Origin of the sequence: Streptomyces sp. NPDC059994 (assembly GCF_042737755.1) — a bacterium.
Taxonomy (GTDB): Bacteria; Actinomycetota; Actinomycetes; order Streptomycetales; family Streptomycetaceae; genus Streptomyces.
Genome location: NZ_JBHWUR010000111.1, coordinates 1 through 24613, shown reverse-complemented (window position 1 = coordinate 24613; position 24613 = coordinate 1). Strand labels below are relative to the sequence as shown.

General features: G+C 71.0%; 13 protein-coding genes, 1 pseudogene and 1 riboswitch. Of the genes and pseudogenes, 12 read left to right on the top strand and 2 right to left on the bottom strand.

Annotation, left to right across the window (positions count from 1 at the left end):
- Positions 1-124 precede the first annotated feature (124 nt).
- Positions 125-382, bottom strand: coding sequence for an antitoxin (locus tag ACFWA7_RS33790; RefSeq protein WP_385549230.1), 258 nt, complete (start codon positions 380-382; stop codon positions 125-127).
- 243 nt (positions 383-625) lie between these two features.
- Here ACFWA7_RS33790 and ACFWA7_RS33785 point away from each other — a divergent pair, with 243 nt between their 5' ends.
- The 5 genes and pseudogenes from ACFWA7_RS33785 (at position 626) to ACFWA7_RS33765 (ending at position 14607) form a co-directional block, all read left to right on the top strand.
- Entirely contained in the window at positions 626-1306 is a 681-nt protein-coding gene (locus ACFWA7_RS33785; protein WP_385826862.1) for an HNH endonuclease family protein, read from the top strand.
- A 151-nt stretch (positions 1307-1457) separates the two neighbouring features.
- A pseudogene (locus ACFWA7_RS33780) lies at positions 1458-1875 on the top strand (serine/threonine protein kinase); the annotation flags it as partial.
- Positions 1876-2201: 326 nt separating this feature from the next.
- Complete coding sequence (locus ACFWA7_RS33775; protein WP_385826860.1) at positions 2202-12989, top strand: LamG-like jellyroll fold domain-containing protein; 10788 nt, start codon at positions 2202-2204, stop codon at positions 12987-12989.
- Positions 12983-13411 (top strand): Imm1 family immunity protein, encoded by a 429-nt coding sequence (locus ACFWA7_RS33770; protein WP_385826858.1) that lies wholly within the window; start codon positions 12983-12985, stop codon positions 13409-13411. Before ACFWA7_RS33775 ends, ACFWA7_RS33770 begins: the two co-directional genes overlap by 7 nt.
- A 314-nt stretch (positions 13412-13725) precedes the next feature.
- The gene (locus tag ACFWA7_RS33765; RefSeq protein ID WP_385826856.1) at positions 13726-14607 is read left to right on the top strand and encodes a glycoside hydrolase domain-containing protein; all 882 of its coding nucleotides are present in this window, start codon (positions 13726-13728) and stop codon (positions 14605-14607) included.
- 21 nt (positions 14608-14628) lie between these two features.
- Here the strand turns inward: ACFWA7_RS33765 and ACFWA7_RS33760 are convergent, their stop codons facing one another.
- Entirely contained in the window at positions 14629-17106 is a 2478-nt protein-coding gene (locus ACFWA7_RS33760; protein ID WP_385826854.1) for a YfhO family protein, read from the bottom strand.
- Between the two features lie 182 nt (positions 17107-17288).
- Here ACFWA7_RS33760 and ACFWA7_RS33755 point away from each other — a divergent pair, with 182 nt between their 5' ends.
- The 7 genes from ACFWA7_RS33755 (at position 17289) to ACFWA7_RS33725 (ending at position 24462) form a co-directional block, all read left to right on the top strand.
- The gene (locus tag ACFWA7_RS33755) at positions 17289-18275 is read left to right on the top strand and encodes a glycosyltransferase family 2 protein (RefSeq protein ID WP_385549636.1); all 987 of its coding nucleotides are present in this window, start codon (positions 17289-17291) and stop codon (positions 18273-18275) included.
- The gene (locus ACFWA7_RS33750) at positions 18272-18706 is read left to right on the top strand and encodes a GtrA family protein (protein WP_385549639.1); all 435 of its coding nucleotides are present in this window, start codon (positions 18272-18274) and stop codon (positions 18704-18706) included. Before ACFWA7_RS33755 ends, ACFWA7_RS33750 begins: the two co-directional genes overlap by 4 nt.
- Positions 18707-18767: 61 nt before the next feature.
- Positions 18768-19427: a SurA N-terminal domain-containing protein gene (locus ACFWA7_RS33745; RefSeq protein WP_385826852.1), complete on the top strand. Its 660-nt coding sequence runs from the start codon at positions 18768-18770 to the stop codon at positions 19425-19427.
- 44 nt (positions 19428-19471) lie between these two features.
- Positions 19472-20443 (top strand): nucleoside triphosphate pyrophosphohydrolase, encoded by a 972-nt coding sequence (locus ACFWA7_RS33740; protein ID WP_385549645.1) that lies wholly within the window; start codon positions 19472-19474, stop codon positions 20441-20443.
- A 536-nt stretch (positions 20444-20979) separates the two neighbouring features.
- Positions 20980-22215, top strand: a complete 1236-nt coding sequence (locus ACFWA7_RS33735) for a cytochrome P450 (protein ID WP_385826864.1) — start codon at positions 20980-20982, stop codon at positions 22213-22215.
- A 132-nt stretch (positions 22216-22347) separates the two neighbouring features.
- Complete coding sequence (locus ACFWA7_RS33730) at positions 22348-23322, top strand: transglycosylase family protein (RefSeq protein WP_385826850.1); 975 nt, start codon at positions 22348-22350, stop codon at positions 23320-23322.
- A 259-nt stretch (positions 23323-23581) separates the two neighbouring features.
- Positions 23582-23782: riboswitch (cyclic di-AMP (ydaO/yuaA leader) on the top strand.
- A 2-nt stretch (positions 23783-23784) separates the two neighbouring features.
- Positions 23785-24462: a transglycosylase family protein gene (locus ACFWA7_RS33725; RefSeq protein WP_385549651.1), complete on the top strand. Its 678-nt coding sequence runs from the start codon at positions 23785-23787 to the stop codon at positions 24460-24462.
- Positions 24463-24613: the final 151 nt, after the last annotated feature.

Genomic DNA, 24613 nt, shown 5'->3' with positions numbered 1-24613 from the left:
GGGGGGGGGGCCCCACCCCCCCCCCCCGGGGGCGGCCCCCCGCGGGGGCGGGGGGGGGGCCCCCCCCCCGGCCCCCCCCCACCCGTCCTCCCACCGGCCTGCGGCCTGCGGCCCGCCGGGAAGCTCAGGCCGGGGGCGGCTCCTCCCCGGGCCGCTGCCCACCGGCCTGCTGCTCGGCGGACTGCTGCGCGGACGTCTGCTGCTCCGCGGGCTGCTGCCCGGACGCGTCGATACCGAGGGCTTCCTTCGCCCTGTCCTGCGCCTGGTCGACCTGACCGGCGAACCGGCCGCCGGTCCTCTCGTCGACCTCGTCGCCGACGGATTCGACCAGGTCCTCCGCCTTGTTCTGGGCCTGGTCCTTGAAACGGTCGAGGATCCCCATCCGCGGTCTCCTTCGTCGGGGGGAGGCAGGGACGGTCACGACGCTACGCGCCGCCGCCCCGTTCCGGACGGGCCGCTGCCGGTGGAGAGGGGCACGGCCGGGTGCGGGCCCCGCGCCGCCGTGCGCGGGCGGCCCGCCCGGCCGCGGCTTTCCGCCTTCGAGCCCCTATGGCCGCCGGGTGGCCGGGTAGGACTCTTAGGATCGCGGGGTTCCGCCAACTTCCTTCGAGGACGGCCCGTTGTGATGCGTACGTACCGAATCGCCCTTCCCGCCGCCGCGCTCGCGGCCGCGCTCGCCCTCACCGGATGCTCCGACAGCAAGACCGACGCCAAGAAGGCGAAGCCCGGCGCGCCCGCCGCGCAGGGATCCGCCGCGGCCGCCGTCGACACCCTCACCGTGAAGGGCCGGGCGGCGAGGACCGGTTACTCGCGCGACCAGTTCGGCAAGGGCTGGACCGACACGGACGCCAACGGCTGCGCCACCCGGGAGGACATCCTCAAACGGGACCTCAAGGACCTGAAGTTCAAGGGCAGGTGCGACGTCGTGTCAGGCACGCTGAACAAGGACGTGTACACCGGCGAGACCATCAAGTTCGTACGGGGCAGCAGCAAGGTCGACATCGACCATGTGGTGGCCCTCTCGGACGCCTGGCAGAAGGGCGCCCAGCAGTGGGACAAGAAGAAGCGGGTGGCCTTCGCCAACGATCCGCTGAACCTGCTGGCCGTGGACGCGAGCGCCAACCGCCGCAAGAGCGACGGCGACGCGGCGACCTGGCTGCCGACGTTCGCGGCGGGCCGCTGCACGTATGTGGCGGACCAGGTGGCCGTCAAGAAGAAGTACGGGGTGTGGGTGACGGACGCCGAGAAGGAGGCGATGAAGAAGGTCCTCACCGAGTGCCCGCAGCAGAAGCTGCCCACGGGGTGAGGCCCGGCCGCCTCTCCGGCCACGGCGTGCGGCCCGGCCGCTGCTCGTGGCACGGCGTCTCCGCCTGGCACGGCTGACGCCCAGCCCGTCTTGAACGTGCCCCTGTTGCCTTGAACATGCCCTCCGGGGTGCCTGTGGCCTTCGTACCGCCGAGCGGCTGCTCGGCGAGGGGCGGATCACCCCGGGTGGACATCCTCGGCGCGATCCTGCCGGCCGTCGCCGCCCGGCACGGCGAGGGCTACCCGGCCGTGCGGATCCCGCGTACGCAGTACGCGGCGACGCCGATGGGCGACGGCCAGTACCGCCGGGCGCTGCCCGAGCTGCGCCGGCTCGCCGAGGAGCGGGCCGCCGGGGCGGGCCCTGCCGACCCGCAGGCCCTGGCGTTCCGCCACGACGCCGCGCTCTGCCCGGAGCAGCTCGGTGACGGCGCCGCGCTCTGCCCGGAGCAACTCGGCGCGGGCGCCGCCGCGCTCGCCGGGTACCGCGCGGTCCTGCCGTACTTCGAGAGCCGCTACGGCACCGGCGACCCGGCCCGCGCGGCCGGGATCCGGCGGCGCGTCGACGGTCTGCCGCGCCTCCCGTCGCCCGCGGGACGCGCTTGACCATTGCCTTTCCCTGACCGGCGGATGCATCCCGCCGGACTTCTTCTGGCAAAAGTACGGGAAAGCGCGAATCGGACAGACGGAACAACTTATTCCACTTAAGCAATGGGTTGCTCAAGCGGCTGCCAAGAACAGGTCTGCTGACTGTCATTTAGGTGCTCTTTACGGACAGGATCGGCGCGTTTCTGTCTTTGGCCGATCTGTGCCCATCTCCAGGGAGTCGCCTCGTGCGCCCGCGCCCCTTCCGCCGTTCCATACGGCGGCCTTCGTTGTACCGCCGACGTCAAAGACGTGTGGCGCTGCTGCTGCTCACCAGCCTCGCACTGATGCTGACCACCCAGCAGGCCATGGCCGACGACGCCCATCTGGGCCGTATATCGCTGCCCAGTCTCAGCTCGATCACCGCCTGGTTCAAGGACCCGCACTGGGGCTCGCTGCCCAAGCAGCAGAGCGGCACCGCCGCCGGGCACAGCCACCACGCCGCCGCCGCCGCGACCAAGGCGAACAAGGGCAAGGGCCACAAGCCGGGCAAGGGCCACGGCGAGCTCGACGCGTACCACCCGTACGCGAAGGCCACCAAGGGCGGCAAGAGCCGCTCGGCCCAGGGCTTCAATGCCAAGACGAGCCACCGCAATCCGGCCAAGTCGTCCCGTACCGCCACGGTCTTCGACAACGCGGACGGCACGCTGACCCGGCAGGTCGCCATGACGCCGGTGAACTACAAGGACGAAGAGGGCAAATGGCAGCCCATCGACGTCGATGTGAGAGCCGGTCCCGACAAGCGCTGGCACGAGTCCGCCAACTCCCTCGACGTGGACTTCGCCGCCAAGGCCGCCGACTCGGCGCTCGCCTCGTTCGCCACTGACGGCTCGCACGCCCTCAGCTACGGCCTCCAGGGCGCGGCCCCCGTCACCGGCACCGCGCACGGCTCGCGCGTCACCTACGCGAACGTGCTCCCCGGCACCGACCTGGAGCTCGCGCCCACCGCGACCGGGCTCAAGGAAGCGATCGTCCTGCACTCGGCGAAGGCCGGGAACACCTGGACCTTCCCCCTCGACCTCAAGGGCATGACAGCCCGCCAGGCCAAGGACGGCTCCATCGACCTGGTGGACACCGCGGGCAAGACCGTCGAGCGCATCCCTTCCGCGTACGCCTACGACGCGAAGGTCGATCCGCGCTCCGGTGACCCGGCCACCACCCACTCCGTGACCTACGAGCTGGTCCGCCAGGGCGCGAAGACCGCGCTGAAGGTCACCCTTGACCCGCGCTGGCTGCACGACCGCGCCCGCGTCTTCCCGGTCACCGTCGACCCGACCGTCACCGACGGCTGGACCACCACCTACGCCGAGTCCGGCGCCCCCGGCGACCACTCCTCGGAGCAGACCGTCAAGGTCGGCTCCTACGACTCCGGCCCGCACTCGGCGGCCGCGTACGTCAACCACTGGTACAACACCTGGGACGGCACGCACGCCACGGTCACCTCGGCGACCCTGCACCTCTTCGACACCTGGGCCTCCACCTGCACCCCGGAGCGGTTCGACGTCGCCCTGGTCACCCAGGCCTGGAAGCCGAACACGGTGACCGGCTACCCCGGCCCGTCCTACGGCTCCTCCATCGGCAACGCCACCCCGAGCGTGCCCAAGGCCTGCGCCAACACCGGCGCCGACCGGACCGTGGGCGACTGGGTGGACGTGCCGCTGACCACCAGCGCGATCCAGGGCTGGTTCAACGGCACCACCGCCGACAACGGCCTCGCCGTCTACGCGGCCACCAACGACAATCTGCACTGGAAGCAGTTCGGCTCGTTCAACGACCCGGCGCTCGGCCCGTACATGTCGGTCACCTACACCGGCAACGCGGCCCCGCAGATCTACCAGCAGTACCCGAACAACAACGCCGTCGCGGACACCACCACGCCCCACCTGACCGCCTGGGCGGGCGACGACGTCACCACGACCCCGCAGTACGACTTCCAGGTCTACGACAACACCAACACCAAGATCGCCGACTCCGGGCTGATCGCCAACGGCGACTGGACCGTCCCGGCGGGCAAGCTCAAGTGGGGCCAGACGTACTACTGGACGGTCCAGGGGTACGACGGCTCGCTCTACACCCCGGCCGCCGACTGGTACGCGCTGCAGATCCAGGTGCCCCAGCCGGTGATCACCTCGGGGCTCTCGCAGAACAGCGGCGACCACGGCTTCGACGCCTCCAGCGGCAACTACACCACCAGCGACACGGACGCCTCCCTGTCCACCGTCGGCCCCAGCCTCGACGTGGTGCGCGACTACAACTCCCGTGACCCGCGCTGGACCGGCTCGTTCGGCGCCGGCTGGTCGTCGATCTTCGACACCCGGGCCACCGAGCAGTACAACGCGTCCGGCGCGGTCACCAGCGCGGTCGTCTCCTACCCGAACGGCTCGCAGGTCGGGTACGGCAAGAACGGCGACGGCAGCTTCTCGGCCGGCTCCGGCCGCTTCTCCACCTTCAAGTCGGTCACCGGCGGCTACTCGCTGACCGACAAGGACGACACCGTCTACACCTTCACCCAGGCGCTCGGCTCGGGCGGCTACGGCCTCACCTCGGTGACCGACGCCAACGGCCGCGCCCTGACCTTCACCTGGTCCGGCGGCCATGTCTCCAAGATGGCCTCGGCCGTCTCCGGGCGCGCCCTGAACGTCACCTGGTCCACGCCGTCCGGCGCGACCGCCGCGCACGTGGCGACCGTCGTCACCGACCCGGTCGTCGGCACCGACCAGTCCACCGCGCTGACCTGGACCTACGGCTACACCGGCGACCAGCTCGTCTCGGTCTGCCCGCCGTCCTCCACCACCGCCTGCACCAAGTACACCTACACCGCGGGCTCCCAGTACCAGAACGCCTCGCTCGACCTCGACCCGCGCGCCATGTGGCCGCTGACCGAGTCGTCCGGCACCGTCGCCAAGGACGCCGTCCTCGGCAACGAGAACACCCTCGACGCCACGTACAAGAACGTCACGCTCGGCCAGGCGGGCCCGCCGAACGGCGGCACCGCCGCCGGGTTCAACGGCACCTCCTCCGCCGTGGCGCTCCCCAACGACACCGGCAACAACACCGACTCGGGCGCCCTGTCGCTCTGGTTCAAGACCTCGGCCGGTCCCGGCGTGCTCTACTCGTACGCCTCGCAGCCCATCGACGCGGGCAACGCGGCGGGCTACTACACGCCGTCGATCTACGTCGGCAGCGACGGCAAGCTGAACGCCGAGTTCTGGTACAGCGGCGGCATCGCCCCGCTCACCACCTCCGCCTCGGTCGCCGACGGCAGGTGGCACCACGTGGTGCTCTCCGCCGCGGGCAACTCGCAGTCGCTGTTCCTCGACAACGCCAAGGTCGGCTCGCTGTCGGGCACCGTCTCCATCAAGAGCGGCACCGCCTTCGGCAAGAACCAGCCGTTCAACTACCTCGGCACCGGCTTCCTCGGCGGCAACTGGCCCGACCAGCCGCACCAGAGCAGCACCAGCAAGACCGGCTACGCCACCTACTTCAACGGCTCCATCGCGGGCGCCGCGTGGTACGACCGCCCGCTGGTCGCCGCCGACGTCAGCGCGCTCTACAACTACGGCACGCACGCCTCCAGCCTGCTCGCCTCGGTCACCCGCCCGTCCGGCAAGACGTACGCGGCGATGACCTACGACCCGGGCACCGCGGCGCTCACCCAGCTCACCGACGAGAACGGCGGGGTCTGGAAGCTCGGCGCCCCCACGGTCACCGGCTCCAGCCAGACCTACCGGGGCGCGGTCCTCGGCGGCGCACCCGCCACGTACTTCCGCTTCGGTGAGGCGGCGGGCGCGGGCACCGCGGTCGACGAGACGCGCGGCGGCACCGGCACGTACAGCAATGTGACGCTGGGGGCCACCGGGCCGTTCAGCGACCAGAAGACGGCGGCCTTCAACGGGACCAGCTCCTGGGTGAAGGTGCCGGACGTCCAGACCGGCAGCACCTCCGCCTCCGCCGAGCTCTGGTTCAGCACCACGCGCGGCGGCGCGATCCTGATGAACGCGCAGAGCGCGCCGATCGGCGGCACGGTCTCCTCGACCACCCCGCAGCTGTGGATCGGCACCGACAACAAGCTGTACGGCGGCTTCTACACCACCTCCGGCTCCGTCCAGATGGGCACCACCGGCACGGTGACCGACGGCAAGTGGCACCACGTGCTGCTGAGCGCCTCGCCCACCAGCCAGACGCTGTACCTGGACGGCACCCAGGCCGCCACCAAGGCCGGCACGGCCGCGCTCACCACGGGCGGGCGCACCACCGACTACCTCGGCGCCGGCACCACCGGCTCCGGCTGGGCCGGTCTGCCCTACCCGGCGACCGTGTACTTCAACGGCTCGCTCGCCGAGGCCGCGACCTACCGCTCGGCGCTCACCGCGCAGGACGCGGCGGCGCACTTCCAGGCCGCGAAGAACTCCACGGGCCTGCTGCCGGTGTCGACCGTCAAGGTCACCTCCCCGGCCAACGCCACCCTCACCTACCAGTACGACGTCAACCACAACAACCGGACGCTGACGGAGACCGACGGGCTGGGCAACACCACCAGCTTCGGCTACGACACCGGCGGCTTCGAGCACACCGTCACCGACCCCAACGGGGCGACGACGGTCACCGGCCATGACGTCCGCGGCAACACGGTCTCCACGACCACCTGCCAGAACCAGGCCGCCAACGCCTGTTCCACGGAGTACTTCAGCTACTTCCCGGACGACACCACCGAGCAGCTCACCACCGCCGACCCGCGCAACGACATCCTGCTCACCCGGCGGGACGGCCGCTCGGCCTCGGCGGCGGACAACACGTATCTGACGTCCTTCGGCTACGACAGCGCGGGCAACCAGACCACCATCACCGGTCCGGCCGTGGCAGGGTTCCCGAACGGGCGCACCACCACGACCGTCTTCAGCGACGGCACCGCCACCTACCCGGCGACCGGCGGCGGCAACGTCCCCAAGGGCCTGCCGGTGCGCACGGTCAGCCCGGGCGGCGCGGTCAACTCCGTCGCCTACTTCAAGAACGGCGACGTGGCCTCGACCACGGACGCCGGCGGTCTGGTCACCTCGTACACCTATGACGGCGTCGGCCAGGTCCTGAGCAAGAAGGTCGTCTCCGACACCTACCCGGCCGGGCTCACCACGACGTACACGTACGACGCGGACGGCCAGGTCGTGCAGGAGAAGGACCCGCAGCTCACCGACCGGGTCACCGGCGCGGTGCACGCGGCGGTCTCCACCACCGTCTTCGACGTCGACGGCAACATCACCTCGCAGTCGGTGGCGGACGGCAGCGGCGGCGACTACACCCGCACCGAGACACAGACGTACGACGCGTACGACCACGTCGCCACCAGGAAGGACGCCAACGCCAACGCGGGCGCGTCCAACGGCAACACGGTCACGTACACCTACGACAGCCAGGGCAACAAGACCAAGGAGGTCTCCTCCTCCGGCACCGAGACGCGCTACACGTACGACGACAGCGGTCAGCTGCTGACCCAGGGCGTCATGTACGCGGGCGACCCGGTGAACCCGCAGACCCCGTCGCTGCTGACCGAGTCGTCCCGGGCCTACGACCCGGCGGGCCGGCTCGCGTCGGTCACCGACGCCATGGGCGCGACGACCTCGTACACCTACACCGACAACGGTCTGACCTCGACGGTCACCAAGAAGAGCGCCGACGGCAGCAGCTCCAGCGTCCTGCAGTCCAACTCGTACGACGCGGCGGGCAACCTGCTCTCCAGCACCACCGACAACGGTGAGACCGTCACGACCCACACGGTCGACGCGGCCTCCCGCCACACCTCCACCACCCTCGACCCGGCCGGCGTCGCCCGGGTGACCAGCGTGTCGTACACGCCGGACGACGAGATCGCCACCGAGAACAGCCACGACTCCTCGGGCTGGGACCGGACGGTCACCAACGCGTACGACGCGATGGGCAACAAGATCGCCGAGACGCTGTACGGGGACGCCGCGGGGCACCCGACCGGCTGGTGGAAGCTCGACCAGTCCTCCGGCTCGACCGTCACCGACGCCTCCGGCTCCGGCAACACCGCCGCCGCCACCGGCGTGACCTGGAACGGCTCCGAGGCCACCTTCGCGGGCAACGCGGGCCAGCAGATCGCCACCAACGGCCCGGTGCTCGACACCGCCGCCTCCTACACGGTCTCCGCGTGGGTGAACATGGCGTCGCTGCCGACCCACAACGCGACGGTCGTCGCCCAGGCCGGCACCACCAACAGCGCGTTCATGCTCCAGTACAACTACGCGCACGCCGGCGCGCCGCTGTGGTCCCTGGAGCAGACCAGCACGGACGCGCCGGGGACCTCGTTCCCGGCCGCCTACTCCACGGCGAAGCCCGTCGCGGGCAGCTGGACGCACGTGGTCGGCGTGTACAACGCCACCAACGGCGCCGTGCAGATCTACGTCAACGGCACGCTCTCCGGCAGCGCCACCAACAGCGCGCCCTGGAGCGCGCACGGGCCGCTGATGATCGGCGGCGCCAAGTACGGCGGCGCCGTGGGCGACGCGCTGCCCGGCGGGGTCTCGAACGTGCAGGTCTACCAGCGCGCGTTCACCTCGTCCGACATCACCTCGCTCTACGGCAAGGGGCGCACCGGCGGCACCGCCGCCTCCTCGGACGAGCAGAAGACCACGTACACGTACGACAAGCGCGGTCTGCAGACGTCCATGACGGACGCCAACCAGAACACCACCACCTACGCCTACGACGAGGCCGGGAACCTGGCGGTCGCCACCGCCCCGGCCGTCCAGGCGGAGACGGACGGCACCAACCCGCTCACCGTGCGCCCCGTCACCACCAGCGGCTTCAACACCTTCGGTGAGGCCGTCGAGGAGCAGGGCCCGAACGGTGACGTGACCACCACGGCCTACGACGCCAACGGCAACAAGGTCATGGAGACCCTGCCGTCCTACACCCCGGCCGGGGAGACCACACCGGTCACCGCGGCCTCGACCTGGACGTACGACAACGAGGGCAACCAGACGTCGTCGACGACCGCGGGCGGGCGCACCACCAGCTACCTCCACGACCAGCTGGGCCGCCTCGCCCAGGTCACCAGGGCCGACGGCGCCACCGTGCACACCACGTACGACAACGCCGGCGACCCGCTCTCGGTGACCGACGGCACCGGTGCCTCCACCCAGGCGACCTATGACTACCTGGGCCGCCAGCTCACCTCCACCACCCTGGAGCGGTTCCCGTCCACCCGGACGCTGACCAGCACCAACTCCTACGCGGTGACGTCGGGCAACCCGTACGGCACGCATGTCTCGTCGACGACGACGCCGGGCGGGGTCACCACCTCGTACGGCTACAACCGGGCCGGCGAGACCACCTCCGTCACCGACGCGGCGGGCAACACCACCCGGTACACCTACGACTTCGAGGGCAACCAGCAGAAGACGATCCTGCCGGACAACACCTGGACCCAGACCGACTACAACGCGTCCGGGCAGCCGACGTACAACAAGCAGTACGACGCCTCGGACACCCTGCTCGCGCAGTCCTCGGTGACCTACGACGCGGTGGGCAACGCGATCACCACGACCGACGCCAACGGCCACACCTCCCGCTTCACCTACGACGCGGCGGGCACGGTCACCCAGGAGATCCAGCCGGTCTCCGACACCTCGTCCATCACCACCAGCTTCGGCTACGACCAGGCGGGCCACCGCACCCGGTTCACCGACGGGCGGGGCAACTCCTGGCGCTACACCTACACACCGTGGGGCCAGCAGGAGAAGGTGATCGAGCCGTCCACCGCGCAGTACACCTCGGCGGCGGACACCACCACCACCTTCAGCTATGACGCGGACGGCCGGATGGTCAAGGCCGTCAAGCCGGGCGGTACGTCGACGTCCCTGACGTACGACAAGAACAACCAGGTCCTGACCATGGACGGCCAGGGCGCGGACGCGGCGACCGCCACCCGCTCCTTCAGCTACGACAAGACGGGCCGGGTCCTCACGGCGGACACCGCCGAGGCGGGCATCACGGGCCACACGGACCACCAGTCCGCGACCCACGAGGCGTTCGGCTACGACGACCGCGGCGACCTGCTCTCCGCGTCCGGCTCCGCCGGCTCCTCCAGCTTCACCTACAACGCCGACTCGGCGCCGCTGACCCGCACCGACGCGGCCGGCACGACGACGTACGGCTACGACAACGCGGGCCGGCTGTCCACCCTGGACGACGCGGCCACCGGCAACCGGCTGACGTACACGTACGGCAAGCTGAACGAGATCTCCCAGATCAAGTACGGCGCCACCGGCCAGACCCGCACCTACACCTACGACACCGCCCACCGGCTGACCGGCGACACCCTGATGCAGGGCGCCACGGGCCTGGCCTCCATGGGGTACGGCTACGACAAGAACGGCAACCTGACGTCGAAGACGACGACCGGGGTGCCGGGCGCGGCCACCCACACCTACACCTACGACTACGCCAACCGCCTCACCTCGTGGAACAACGGCTCCACGACGACCAACTACGGCTACGACGCCTCCGGCAACCGCACCCGGGTCGGCGCGGACGTCTACACCTATGACGCCCGCGACCAGCTGACCTCGGACGGCAACCACAACTACGCGTACTCGGCCCGGGGCACCATGACCCAGCAGGCCGGGCCGGACGGCACGGTCGCCTTCACCACCGACGCGTTCGGCGCCCAGATCACCGCGGGCACCCACGCGTACAACCTGGACGCGGCCGGGCGGAACATCACCGACACCGACACCGCGACCCAGGGCAGCCGCACCTTCCAGTACTCGGGCGCGAGCAACACCATCGCCTCCGACGGCAACTACACCTACACCTACGACCCGTCGGGCTCGCTGGTCGGCGTCGGAAACGGCACCTCCGGCAGCGCGCTGGCCCTCACCGACCAGCACGACGACGTGATCGGCACGTTCACCGCCGGCGCGACCGCGCTGTCGGGCTCGGCGAGCTACGACCCGCTGGGCAAGACCACCGGCACCAACACCGTCCTCGGCCACCTCGGCTTCCAGTCCGGCTGGACCGAACCCGGCTCGGGCGACGTGGGCACGGCCTCGCGCTGGTACAACCCGGCGACCGGCCAGTTCCGCAACAAGGACTCCATCTCGCTCAACCCGGTCCCGAACTCGGTGTCCGCGAACCCGTTCGCGTACGTCAACGACAACCCGCTCGCGGGTACGGACCAGTCCGGCAACTGCTCCTGGTACGACGTGGTGTGCGGTGCCAAGAAGGTGGCCCACAAGGCCGCCGCGGTGGTGCACCAGGTCGCGGCGCCGGTCTACCACGCCGCCGTCCAGGTGGTGCACCAGGTCGTCCAGGTCGCCAAGCACGTGGCGAAGAAGGTCGTCCACCAGGTCCGCGACGTGTACCGCAAGACGGTCCGCGTGGTGCGCCGCGTCTACCACTACGCCGTACGCAAGGTGAAGCGCGTCTACCACGCGGCGGTACACGCCGTGCATACGGCGTACCACAAGGTCACCAAGACGGTGAAGCGTGTGGTCCACGCCGCGAAGAAGGTCGCCAAGGCGGCCGTCCACACCGTCGCCAAGGCGGCCCGCACGACGTACCACGCCACCGTGAAGGCGGCGAAGACCACGGCCACGTTCGTGAAGAACCACGCGGCCGCGATCACCTCGTTCGTGGTCTCCACGGCGGTCTTCATGGGCTGCGAGGCGGTCACCGCGGGCGTCGGCTCCATCGGCTGCGCGGCGGTCGCCGGAGCGGTCGGCTCCCTGGTCACCCAGGGCTTCGCCTGCGCCCAGAAGGGCGGCGACGAATGCAGCCTCGGCGCCTTCGGGGGCGCGGCGGTCGAGGGCGCGGTGTCCGGCGCGCTGGGCGGCGTCCTCGGCAAGATCGGCGGCTCCCTCCTCGCCAAGGCGGCCCCGAAGGCGATGAAGGCCGTCGGCGGCCTGTTCGGCAAGGGGGCGGCGGCCGAGGAGACGGCGGCGCGGGACGCGACGGAGACGGCGGCGTCGCGGGCCGAGGCGGAGGGGGCCGGTGGTCGGAGCGAGTCCGGCATCGGCTGCAAGGTCCGGCCTCCGCACAGCTTCACCGGCAACACCAAGGTGCTGATGGCCAACGGCACCGCCAAGGCCATCGACAAGATCAAGGTGGGCGACACGGTCGCCAACGCGGCGCCGGGTGCCACCGGCACCGAGGCGCACAAGGTCACGGCAGTCATCGTGACGAAGACGGACCACGACTTCGTGGACGTCACGGTCAAGGCGACGAAGCGCGGCGCGGCGGTCAAGAAGGCGGTCCGTAAGGCGGCGCTGGGCCTCGCGGCCTCGGCGGCGGTGCTCGGCGCGCTGACGGCGACCCCGCAGCAGGCGCAGGCGGCCGAGGTGACCGCCAAGGGCGACCACCTCACCACCACGTTCCACCACCCGTTCTACGACGCGACGCAGTCGGCGTTCGTGGAGGCGAAGGACCTCCACGAGGGCGACGTCCTCCAGACCCCGACCGGCACGGCCGAGGTCACGGGCGTCCGTCTGTACCACGCGAACACGGTCACGTACGACCTGACGATCGGCGACCTCCACACGTACTTCGTGGAGGCCGGTGAGACTCCGGTTCTCGTCCACAATTGCTTTGACGCCGAGGTCGAGCACGCGCAGTTGCCCAACTGGTCGGGTGCGGGTCAGATCGAAGGCAGGTGGGCAGCATCTGGTCGTGCCGTGGAAGGAATTAAGAGCGGTGAGCGAGGGAGCGCCATGGCCAAGGACGCCCGCCAGTTCATCCAGTCGGCACTGTCGAACCCGGGAGAAAGAGGGCCCATTCCGGGTAACTACGACCATATTGAACAGAAGCTGGCTGCAAGAATGTTCGACGCGGCGGACCCGCTTCACGAGGTGGATGTCGCCATCAATCACACGGGCGGACCTTGTGCCGTGAAACTTGGCTGCGATCAAGTCGTGGACAGGCTCCTCCATGGCAGCGGCAAGGTGATGAGAGTGCACTGGCGCGATGCCGAAAAGACAATGAGGTGCGTAATGTATGGAATCGTCAAGGGGGGTGGAGCGTGTTGAGAGGCGCTGAAGCAGTCTTCAAGGAAGAGCATCTGGAGAAGCCCCTGCCGATTGATTCGGCAGAGGCTGTCGATCTGCTGATCGATGCACTCATCGCCGGCCACCCCAGCCGCAACACGGCCCAAGTGTTCTCCCTGGATCGAAAGCCTCTGCAGTCGGGTGATCCGGATCATGAGTTCCTGGTCGGGGTAGACCCTGATGCCCAGGTTGGCATCGTTGGCTTCGCGGACTCGGAGGGCAGCTACGTTCCGAGCGGCGTGGCTGAGAAGGAGCACGTGACTTACATGCTGCTCACCTACCCGAGGGAGTTCTTGGAATCGCCGGAGATTCCCATCGATCTGGTCCGCCAGGTCGTGAAGGAGTTCGTGCTCTCCGGCGGCCTTCGTCCCACGTGTATCGAGTGGCAGGAAGAGCCGTACTGATACTGAAGTGCGCCTAGCCATGAGCGCGCTTTAGGAAAACCTCACGACCCGGAACCCCCGTTGAAGTATCTCTTCAGCGGGGGTTCTGGGCGTCTTCGCGGGAACGCTCGGCCCGCGGGCGAACCGAGCTACCAGACTCGGTAGGCTCGTGCTCGATCCACACCCCCGGAACCACGGCTCCCGGTCCCGCCGGAGGTCCCGTTCCGCCGTGAGTCCCTTGAGTAACGCGTAACGCACGTCCGCAGCAACAAGAGAGGAGGAGGGAGCGTGCCCGGCACGCTCCCTCCTCCTTTGCGATCAGTTGAGGAATCGATGTGGCTCGTCATCGCCTGTCCAAGAAGCACCGCACCATAGCCATGGCCCTCGGCGGCGCCGTGCTGCTCGTCGGTGGGGCGCTCACCGCCGAGGCCGCCTCCGGGAGCGGAAGCGCGAGCGGGAGCGGGGCCGCCGCCACCCCCGGCCCCGCCCGCCCCGTCTCCCTCTCCAAGCCCGCCACCTTCACCGGCCGCGCCTTCGACACCTGCACCGCCCCCACCCTCGCGCAGATGAAGGCGTGGAAGACGGCCTCGCCGTACGGGGGCGCCGCCGTGTACATCGGGGGCAAGAACCGCGGGTGCGCCCAGCCGCAGCTCACCAGCGACTGGGTGAAGTCGGTGAGCGCGGTCGGGTGGAAGCTCATCCCCCTGTACGTCGGCGCCCAGCCGCCCTGCAAGTCCGGCAGCAACCCGGAGAAGATGACGGCCGCCACCGCCGCCTCCCTGGGGGCCACCGACGGCGCCGACGCCGGGGTCAAGGCGTCGGGCCTCGGGATGCGGCCGGGCAGCCCGGTCTACCTCGACATGGAGGGGTTCGACACCGCGAACACCTCCTGCAAGGACACCGTGCTCACCTACACGCGCGCGTGGAACAAGGCCCTGCACGCCAAGGGCTACCGCACCGGCTTCTACGGCTTCGCCTCCTCCAGCGCCGCCGCCGTCGCCGCCGCGACGCCCGGCACCGACATGCCGGACGCGCTCTGGTACGCGGCGTACGACGACACGGAGTCGACCACCACGGGCTACCCCTTCGGGACCAAGTGGTCGGGCCACCGCCGGGGCCACCAGTACGCCATCAACAAGAAGGAGGCGTACGGCGGCGTGACCCTCACCGTCGACCGGAACGCCTGGGACGCCCCGGTCGCCGTCGTGGCGAAGTAGGCAGGGACACCACACGGCGGGTCAGGGGCGCACCAGCGCCCCGGCCCGCCGTTTGCGTACCGCCAGGAGCGCCCCCGTACCGAGCAGCCCCGCCAGCCCCGCCGCCCCCGCCGCCGAACCCGCCTTCAGGCCCGGCGGGCGGAAGGTGCAGGAGACCGTGGACGGCGAGCCGGTCCCCGTCAACCGCACCGCCACCAGGCCCAGATACGCATCCGCCGGCTTCGCCCCGCCGCCGTTCACCGCGCACCGCCAGCCCGCGATCCTCGGCATCGCGAACACCGCCGTGCCGCTCGCCCCGGCGGGCAGCACGGCCCGTACGCCGCTGTCCGTGACCTTCACATCCGTCGCCCCGGTCGTACGGAGATGATCGACCGCCGCCGTCAGCGCGCCCCGGTCCAGACAGCCCAACTGCGCCTTCTTGTACGCGGGGCGCAGCACGACACGCGACGACGGGCCCGCCGAGACGCCCAGCGGGGCCAGAGCCGCCCGCCGCTTGGGCGCCCCGCCCCGGAACTCGACCCACCTCCCGGTCGTGCCGAGCCGCGCCCAGCCCGTGTACTCGGGCGCCCACAGGAACGCCTCCTGCCCGGCCGGGCACCCCTCGGCGACCGTGCGCGGCAGCGTGTACACCCGCGCCCCGAGCAGCAACTCCTGATTGCGGAAGGGGGAACTCCCGTACCGCAGAGGCCCCCGGCCGCCCCGCACCGTCACCAGCGGCGGCACCGGGGCGCGGGTGACCGCCGGCGCCTGCCCCTTCTCCGCGCGCACCCGCGCCCCGACCGCGAACACCGCGTCCGTCACCGGGTTGTCGAGGCTCTGCACGGACCGGCCGCGCGAGGTCCAGCCACCGCCCAGCGCGGTCATCGTCCTCGTCAGCACGTCCGGGGTGAGGCTGCTGTAGTACGAGGCGCCCTCACCGCCGAGCAGCAGCGGGTCGTTGCCGGTGATCTGGCGGCGGCCCGGGTCGGTGCGGTACGCGGGCCAGCCGTCGGCCCCGGCCACCGCCGCCTCGCGCGCGTCGTGCGCCGCGCCCCACGCGGGGTAGCTGTCGAGCCGGTGCAGCCGCTCCCGGTCGCCGTAGGCCACCGTCACCGCCGCCTGCGCGGTCTGCGCCCCGGCCAGCAGCAGTACGGCGGCCAGCGCCACCGCCCGTCGGCCCCGGGCCCGCCCGGCGACGAGCAGCGCGCCGAGCGCGGCCGCGAGCCCGCCGAAGAACAAGGGGTACGACCAGGGCGAGACCAGCTCGCTGAAGGCCGCCCCGCCCGCGATCACCGCGAGCACCCCGCCCCCGCCGAGCAGCGCGCGGCGGTCGGGCAGACCGTCCGCCACGCAGATCCACGCGGCGATCACCAGAAGGCCGCTGAGGACGAACGTCTGGCGGTACGGGCTGCCGTTCGGGGTCTGGAAGGCGTGCCAGGCCAGATGCGTCGGCTTCCACTGGAAGGAGAGCGCGACGAGCAGGGCGAGCCCCGTCCACGCGTACCGCTCGCGGTCCGGCACCGCCCTGTTGAACGCCAGCGCCCCCGCGAGCAGCAGCGCCCCGGTGCCCAGGAACAGCGCCGGGCTGGAGAAGCTGTACGTCGCCGGGAGCCACCGGGCCAGGAAGTCGCTCCACGGGACCGGCTGGAACTCCTTGCTCCAGCCCGGATACGCGTGCTTGGTGCCGAGGAAGACCGTGAAGAGGATCGGAGCCGAGAGGCCGATACCGAGCGCCGTCGTCCACGCCGCGCGGGCCAGCGCCCACAGCCGCGCCCGTACCGCTGTCTCCTCGGGCGTCTCCTCGGGCGTCTCCTCCAGGAACAGACGCAGCAGCAGGACCAGGGCCGCCCCGATCGTCGCCATGTACGCGGTGTAGAAGTTCGCCGTCCAGGCCAGCGCCACCACGACCGGGCCGATCAGCGGGCGGGCGCGGGTGCGGGCCCACTCGCCGACCAGGCAGAGCATCGGGAACGCGATCAGCCCGTCCAGCCACATCGTGTTGTACGTGGCCTCGATCACCGACCAGCCGCACAGCGCGTACGCCGCCCCCAGCACCCCGGCCGCCCAGCGCCGTCCTGGGGAGGGGCGCAGGGTGAGCAGCAGGACGGTCATGGCGACCGCCGCCACGGCCATCTTCAGGACCGTGATCACATAGACCGCGAGGTCGATCTCGTCGCGCGGGAACACCCCGACCAGCAGGGCGAACGGGCTGCCCAGATACGTACCGATGTCGGGCAGGAACGAAGTCCCGTACCCCGACTGCCAGTTGACCAGGGCGCCTCCGTGGGCGCGGCCGTGCAGCAGGTCCCACAGATGGGCGTGGAACGGGACGAACTGGTTGCCCAGGTCGTTGACGCTGCGGGTGTGGTGCCCGAACGGGAAGGTCCGGGCGACGGCGTCGGCGGCGCACACCGAGACCACGGTGATCAGCGCGGCGAGTGCGGACGCCCGCGCACGGGGGCGGCCGGCGGCCACGGCCTGGGCGGCGGGGGGAAGCCGGACGGCTTCGAGAGTCGGCATGGGGATCCTCTGCTGTTCGCTGCCGTCGAATATGCCGGACCGCTGCACGTAAATCAGCGGGCCGGGGGTTCAGTTCACGTAATCGACGCCCCGTCGTCATTCGGTGAATCCGCCCCGGACGTCTGGCCCGGCTGTTCTTCGTTGACTGCCACAGCCGTACTCCGTATCGACGGGGGAGAACCGTGCTCATCTCGATTGTCGTGCCCTGCTTCAACGAAGAGGAGATCATCGGCCGCTTCCATGATCAGGTGACCAAGGAAATCTCCCGGCTCGACGCGGAATTCGAACTCCTCTATGTCGACGACGGCAGCAAGGACCGTACGTTTCCGCTGCTCCAGGAGATCGCCGCCCGCGACCCGCGCGCCCGTTACGTCTCGTTCAGCCGGAACTTCGGCAAGGAGGCGGCGATGCTCGCCGGGCTGCGGCACGCCGCCGGCGACGCCGTGGTGATCATGGACGCCGACCTCCAGCACCCGCCGGAGCTCATCGGCCGCATGATGGACCTGCACGCCCAGGGCAACGACCAGGTGATCGCCCAGCGCACCCGCAAGGGCGACCGCGTCACGCGCACCCTCACCGCGCGCCTGTACTACCGCCTGATCAACCGCCTGGTCGATGTGGAACTGGTGGACGGCGTGGGAGACTTCCGCATGCTCTCGCGCAGGACGGTCGACGCGGTACTCGAACTCACCGAGTACAACCGCTTCTCCAAGGGGCTCTTCGCCTGGGTCGGATTCCGCACCACCACGTTCAGTTACGAGAACGCGGTACGGGAACAGGGGCGTTCCGCCTGGACGTTCGGAAAACTGCTGAACTACGGCCTGGACGGGATGATCTCGTTCAACAACAAGCCGCTGCGGGCCGCCGTCTATCTGGGCATGCTGCTGCTCGGGATCGCCACGGCGTATTCCGCGTGGATCGTCGGTGTCGCGATGGTGAACGGCGTGGACACCCCCGGATATGTGACCCTGCTCGTCGTGGTCACCGCGCTGGCCGGAGTACAGATGGTGATGGTGGGCGTGGTCGGCGAATACGTCGGCCGTATCTATTACGAGGTCAAGCGCCGTCCGCACTTCCTGGTGCAGTCGACGAATGTTCCGAGCCAGGACGGGGGCGTGCCGCGCCAGCCGGGGCGCGAGAGCACGGACCGGGAGTTCGCCCGCCGATGAAACCGGGAACAGCCGCCCAGATAGTCCGGTTCGCCCTGGTGGGGGTGGTCAACACCGGCACGTACTACGGCCTCTATCTGCTCTTCCTGCCCCGGGTGCCGTACGTCGTCGCCCACATCACGGCCTTCCTGCTCGCCATGGTCGGCTCGTTCTTCCTCACCTCGTACTTCACCTACCGCACCCGGCCCACCTGGCGGAAGTTCCTGCTCTTCCCGCTCACCAACGCGGCGAACTTCGTGATCACCACGACCGGGATGTACGTCCTGGTGGACCTGCTCGGCCTCAGCAGCACCTGGGCCCCGCTGATCGCCGCCGCGGCGGCGATTCCGGTCACCTTCGTCCTCTCCCGGACGATCATGTTGCGGCCGGAGACTCCCGAGGCGGCCGAAACGTTGGGCGAATCAGTGGCCCGCGCCACTCCGACTGCCTAACATCGATCACCGCAAGGTCATCAGGTCGCTGCACTGCCGCACGATCCGCCGGGAGGCTCCTTTGCACCGCCGCCGTCGCACCGCACTCGCCCTCTCCGTCGCGCTCCTCGGCGCGGGCCCACTCCTGACCGCCTGCGGCAGCGAGGCCCACCCGGGCGCCGCGGCCGTCGTCGGAGGCGACCGGATCCCGGTCTCCGCGCTCCAGGCCCAGGTCAAGGACGTCCGTACGGCGCAGCAGGCCTCGCCGCAGGCCGCCCAGCTGATCAAGAACACCGGCCAGCTCAGCCGCGCCAAGCTGCACGGGCTGATCTTCGACCGGGTGCTCGACCGGGCCGCCGCCGACGCCGGGGTGAGCGTGACCCGCAAGCAGCTCCAGGACGCCCGGGCCGCGATGGCCCAGCAGTCCGGCGGCGAGCAGGCGTTCGCGGCCATGCTCCTCCAGCAGCGCGGGGTCGCCCCCGGCCAGATCGACGACGCGGTCCGCGAGCAGGTGCAGCTGACCGCGCTGGCCGCCGCGACCGGCGCCGACCTGTCCACCCCGCAGGGCCAGGCGTCCGTCACCAAGACGCTCACCGAGGCGTCGAAGAAGCTGGAGATCGACGTCAATCCGCGGTACGGGACGTGGGACGACAAGGCGATCCAGCTCGCCGACACCAAGACGCCGTGGATCGCCCAGGTCACCAAGAACGGGCCGGAGGAGGAGGCCCCGGTCACCGGCTGACGGGCCGGGGCCGGGGCGGGGAGCGGTCGGGGTAGGTTCGGGAGGTGACTCTCGAAGAACCCGGCCGCGTCGTCCTGCTCACCGCCAGCCACCGGGTGGCGCCCGGACTGCTGTCCTGGCCCGCCTGGCAGACGCTGCGCGCCGCCGACCGGGTGCTCTGCGCCGACCCGGGCCACCCGCAGCTGCCGTATCTGCGCGAGGCGGGCGTCGAGGTCGAGATCGTGGAACCGCAGGCGCGGGAGCTGGTCGAGGCGTGCGCCGGGGGCCGCACGGTGGTCGTCCTCCCCTCCGGTGAGGGCGACCGTCGGCTCACCGACGGGCTCGCCCGGCTCGCGGGCTCGGGCAGGGTCGCCATGCCGGACCTGGAGCTGCTGCCGGGCTCGTACGACCTGCCGGGCGCCCGGCTGCTCGACCTCGTCCAGGTCATGGACCGGATCCGGCGCGAGTGCCCGTGGTCGTCCCAGCAGACCCACAAGGGCCTGGCCAAGTACGCGCTTGAGGAGGCGTACGAGCTGGTCGAGGCGGTGGAGGAGGGCGACCGCGACGAGCTGCGCGAGGAGCTCGGCGACGTACTGCTCCAGGTGGTCTTCCACGCCCGGATCGCCGAGGAAGGCCGCCCGGAGGACGGGGCGGAGCCGTTCTCGGTGGACGATGTGGCCGCGACGATCGTGGAGAAGCTGATCCACCGCCATCCGCACGTCTTCGGCGACGAGCACGCCGAGACGCCGGAGGAGGTCAAGGAGCACTGGCTGCGCCAGAAGGCGGCGGAGAAGCAGCGCGACTCGGTGACCGACGGCATCCCGCTCGGCCAGCCCGCCCTGGCCCTGGCGGCCAAGCTCGCCTCCCGTACCCGTATCGGCTCCCTGGACGTCCCCCTGCCGTCCGGCGAGGGCATCGGCTACCGCCTGCTCGCCCTCGCGGTCGCGGCGGAGGCCGACGGCACGGACCCGGAGGCGGCGCTGCGGGCGGCGGCCCGCGCGTACCGGGACGCGATCCGCACGGCGGAAAAGGCCTGACGGCGGTGGAGCCCTCGCCCCCGTCCGGCCGGGAAAGCGGCCCGTCCGGCCGGAACAGCGGCTCGTCCGGCCAGGACACCGGCCCCTCCGCCCAGAGCACCGGCCCGTCCGGCCAGGACCCGGTCGCGCCCGCGCACGGCTTCCCCCCGGTCGCTCCCGGTGCCCGTCCGTCCGGCGCGGACCGGACTCCGCCCGGGATGGGCCAGGACCCGGTCGCGTCCGGCCACGACCCCGTCGCGCCCGCGCACGGCTTCCCCCCGGTCACTCCCGGTGCCCGTCCGTCCGGCGCGGACCGGACTCCGCCCGGGATGGGCCAGGACCCGGTCGCGTCCGGCCACGACCCCGTCGCGCCCGCGCACGGCTTCCCCCCGGTCGCTCCCGGTGCCCGTCCGTCCGGCGCGGACCGGACTCCGCCCGGGATGGGCCAGGACCCGGTCGCGTCCGGCCACGACCCCGTCGCGCCCGCGCAGGGCTCCGCCCCGGTCGCTCCCGGTTCCTGCCCGTCCGGCGCGGACCGGATCCCTTCGCCCCCCGAGATGTTCACCTGGGAGTTCGCCACCGACCCGTACCCCACGTACGGATGGCTGCGGGAGCACTCGCCCGTGCACTGGACCAAGCTGCCCAGCGGGGTCGAGGCGTGGCTCGTGACGCGGTACGCGGACGCCAAGCAGGCGCTCGCCGACCAGCGGCTCTCCAAGAACCCCGCGCACCACGACGAGCCCGCGCACGCCAAGGGCAAGACCGGCATTCCGGGCGAGCGCAAAGCCGATCTGATGACGCATCTGCTCAACATCGACCCGCCGGACCACACCCGGCTGCGGCGGCTGGTGTCGAAGGCGTTCACTCCCCGTACGGTCGCCGAATTCGCGCCCCGGGTGCAGGAGTTGACCGACCAGCTCATCGACCGGTTCGCGGCGGGCGGCGAGGCCGACCTCATCCACGAGTTCGCCTTCCCGCTGCCCATCTACGCCATCTGCGACCTGCTCGGCGTTCCGCGCGAGGACCAGGACGACTTCCGCGACTGGGCCGGGATGATGATCCGGCACGGCGGCGGCCCGCGCGGCGGCGTGGCCCGGTCGGTCAAGAAGATGCGCGGGTATCTCCTCGAACTCATCCACCGCAAAAGGGAGAACCCGGGCGACGACCTCATCTCGGGCCTGATCCGCGCCAGCGACCACGGCGAGCACCTCACCGAGAACGAGGCCGCCGCGATGGCCTTCATCCTCCTGTTCGCCGGTTTCGAGACGACCGTGAACCTCATCGGCAACGGTGTGTACGCGCTGCTGCGCAACCCGGAGCAGCGCGAGCGGCTGCAAGCCTCGCTCGCGGCCGGGGAGTCGGACCTGCTGGACACCGGCGTCGAGGAACTGCTGCGCTACGACGGGCCCGTGGAGCTCGCCACCTGGCGGTTCGCCACCCGCCCGCTGGCGATCGGGGGTCAGGACATCGCGGCCGGCGACCCGGTGCTCGTCGTCCTCGCCTCCGCCGACCGCGACCCCGAGCGGTTCGGCGACCCGGACATGCTCGACCTCGGCCGCCGCGACAACCAGCACCTCGGCTACGGCCACGGCATCCACTACTGCCTGGGCGCCCCGCTCGCCCGGCTGGAGGCGAAGACCGCGCTGGCGACCCTGTTGCGCCGTCTTCCTGACCTGCGGCTCGGGGCGGATCCTGCCGATTTGCGCTGGCGCGGCGGGCTCATCATGCGTGGACTGCGTACGCTTCCGGTCGAGTTCGCACCCACCCGAACTGACGGTTCGTCAAAACTGTGACTTTGGCGTTATCGCGGGTGCATCGACTTGTGACAAGCGTTCGAGTACGGCTACGTTCACCCCTCGACTCGGCAAACCAGGCTCAACGCCCGGCCCAGTAGTCACAGACGTAGTCACACGGAAGGCCACAGCATGCGCTCCGGGAACGGACGGCACCGCCGACCCCGCCAGGCTCCCGCACTCGTCGTCGCGGCGGGGGTGACCGGCTCGGCCCTCGCTCTTCCGCTCTTCGCCGCGAGCGGTGCGAGCGCCGCCACCGCGACCACGTGGGACCGCGTCGCGGAGTGCGAGAGCGGCGGCGCGTGGAGCGCCGACTTCGGCAACGGCCTGTACGGCGGCCTCCAGCTCTCCCAGGAGACCTGGGAGACCTACGGCGGCACGGCGTACGCCTCGCGCCCCGACATGGCCAGCCGCGCGCAGCAGATAGCCGTCGCCGAGAAGGTGCTCGCGGCGAAGGGCCCCAAGGCCTTCACCAGCTGCTCGACGGTCTCCGGGCTCACCTCGGGCGGCGGTGCGCCGGCCGTCGACCCGGGCGCCACGCCCTCGCCGTACGTCCCCTCGGAGGAGGGGGCCGCGACCCCGGACGCCTCCACTCCGTCCGCGCCCGCGAAGACCACTCCGGCGCCCACGACGCCGTCCGGTCCGGCCTCCACCGCTTCCAAGCCGTCCACGACGTTCTCGGCGCCGTCCACGGGCGCGAGCGGGCGGCCCGGGTCCACGACGCCCTCCAGCCCGGCCACCGGCTCCACGGACCCCGCCTCCGGCGGCAAGCACCGCGGCACGCCGGACCCGGCCGAGGGCGGCACCCCCGCGACCACCGAGCCGGGCAATACGGACAACAGCCATGAATCGGGGCGGCACGCCTCGCGAGGTGACGCCGACTCACGTGAGGCGGGCGACGCGCTCACCGCGGGTGGCGGCTACACCGTCCGCGTCGGCGACAACCTGTGGGACATCTCGCGCTCGCACAAGGTCGAGGGCGGCTGGGCCGCGCTCTACAAGGCGAACGAGAAGACGATCGGCTCCAACCCGGACCTCATCGTGCCCGGCCAGAGCCTTGATCTGAACCTGGCAAACACGGACAACCCGGCCACGCCCAAGGGGTAGTTCAGGGGCCTATGTCCACTTCTGGGCAAGTGAGACATGGGTCTCTTTCCGTCAACTGGCGTGTCCCGTCCGTCCGGTACGGGCGTTACGCCCCCGACCTGCGAAAACAGGGGTTGCGGAGGGGTACGTGGGGGCGATTTCTCCCCGATGTGCCCCTTTGAACATCAGGGGTTGGTGTGATTACGGTCGGAGCGCTCGTCACCACGGGCCCCTTCGACCGGGAACGCCGAATCCTGCCGCCGGTCGCGGGGAACAGTCGACGCTCGATGCGCCGTAGGCAGGAGCGGGGGACCCAAGGTAAGCGCCGGGCCCGGCCGTTGAAGGACGTACGCCATACGGCGGGACGTACGAGACGGCCGACGGGACCGGCTTGGGGTGAAGACGCGCCAGCACGGCGCGGCCGGGCCACTCACTCGCCCGAACCCGACAGCTCACCTCGCAGGCGTCGGTGAGGAGAACTCCATGCTGCTTTCCGGCAAGGGCAAGCACCGTCGCCCGTCCAAGGCCGTCCGCGTCGTCACGCTCGCCGGTGTCACCGGTGCGGCCGTCGCCGCCCCGCTGATGGCCGCGGGCTCCGCCTCCGCCGCCTCCGTCTCCACCTGGGACGCGGTCGCCCAGTGCGAGTCCGGCGGCAACTGGTCCATCAACACCGGCAACGGCTACTACGGCGGTCTGCAGTTCTCGCAGTCCTCCTGGGCCGCGGCGGGCGGCACCCAGTACGCCTCCCGCGCCGACCTGGCCACCAAGGGCCAGCAGATAGCCACCGCCGAGAAGCTGCTCGCGATGCAGGGGCCGGGCGCCTGGTCCTGCGCCGGTGCGGGCAACCTGACGTCCGGTGGCGCGTCCGCGAACGTGGACACGTCCGGCTCGTCCTCGAAGGCCGCTGCCCCCAAGGCCGCCGCCCCCAAGGCCGCCCCGGCCCCGAAGCGCGAGTCCGCGCCCGCCTCGCGCAGCGAGTCCCGCCCGGCCCCGGTCAAGACCGGCACCGGCGAGTACAAGGTGAAGGCCGGCGACACCCTCGGCTCCATCGCCGCCGCACACGGCGTCAAGGGCGGCTGGCAGAAGCTGTTCGAGCTGAACAAGGACGTCGTGAAGGACGCGAACCTGATCTACGTGAACCAGCAGCTCCACCTGAGCTAGGCGCTCCGCCCGGGGGGCGGGGGCTGCGTTTCGCGGCCGCGGGTCATCCGTGGCTGGCCGCGCAGTTCCCCGCGCCCCTTTTCGGCCCGGTGTCCGTCTGCGGGCCGTCTGTGGCTGCTCGCGCAGTTCCCCGCGCCCCTGATGCATGAGG

Coding starts and splice junctions, on each gene's coding strand:
- ACFWA7_RS33790 (WP_385549230.1), bottom strand. CDS start 382: ATGGGGATCCTCGACCGTTTCAAGGACCAGGCCCAGAACAAGGCGGAG.
- ACFWA7_RS33785 (WP_385826862.1), top strand. CDS start 626: ATGCGTACGTACCGAATCGCCCTTCCCGCCGCCGCGCTCGCGGCCGCG.
- ACFWA7_RS33760 (WP_385826854.1), bottom strand. CDS start 17,106: ATGCCGACTCTCGAAGCCGTCCGGCTTCCCCCCGCCGCCCAGGCCGTG.
- ACFWA7_RS33750 (WP_385549639.1), top strand. CDS start 18,272: ATGAAACCGGGAACAGCCGCCCAGATAGTCCGGTTCGCCCTGGTGGGG.
- ACFWA7_RS33735 (WP_385826864.1), top strand. CDS start 20,980: ATGTTCACCTGGGAGTTCGCCACCGACCCGTACCCCACGTACGGATGG.
- ACFWA7_RS33730 (WP_385826850.1), top strand. CDS start 22,348: ATGCGCTCCGGGAACGGACGGCACCGCCGACCCCGCCAGGCTCCCGCA.
- ACFWA7_RS33725 (WP_385549651.1), top strand. CDS start 23,785: ATGCTGCTTTCCGGCAAGGGCAAGCACCGTCGCCCGTCCAAGGCCGTC.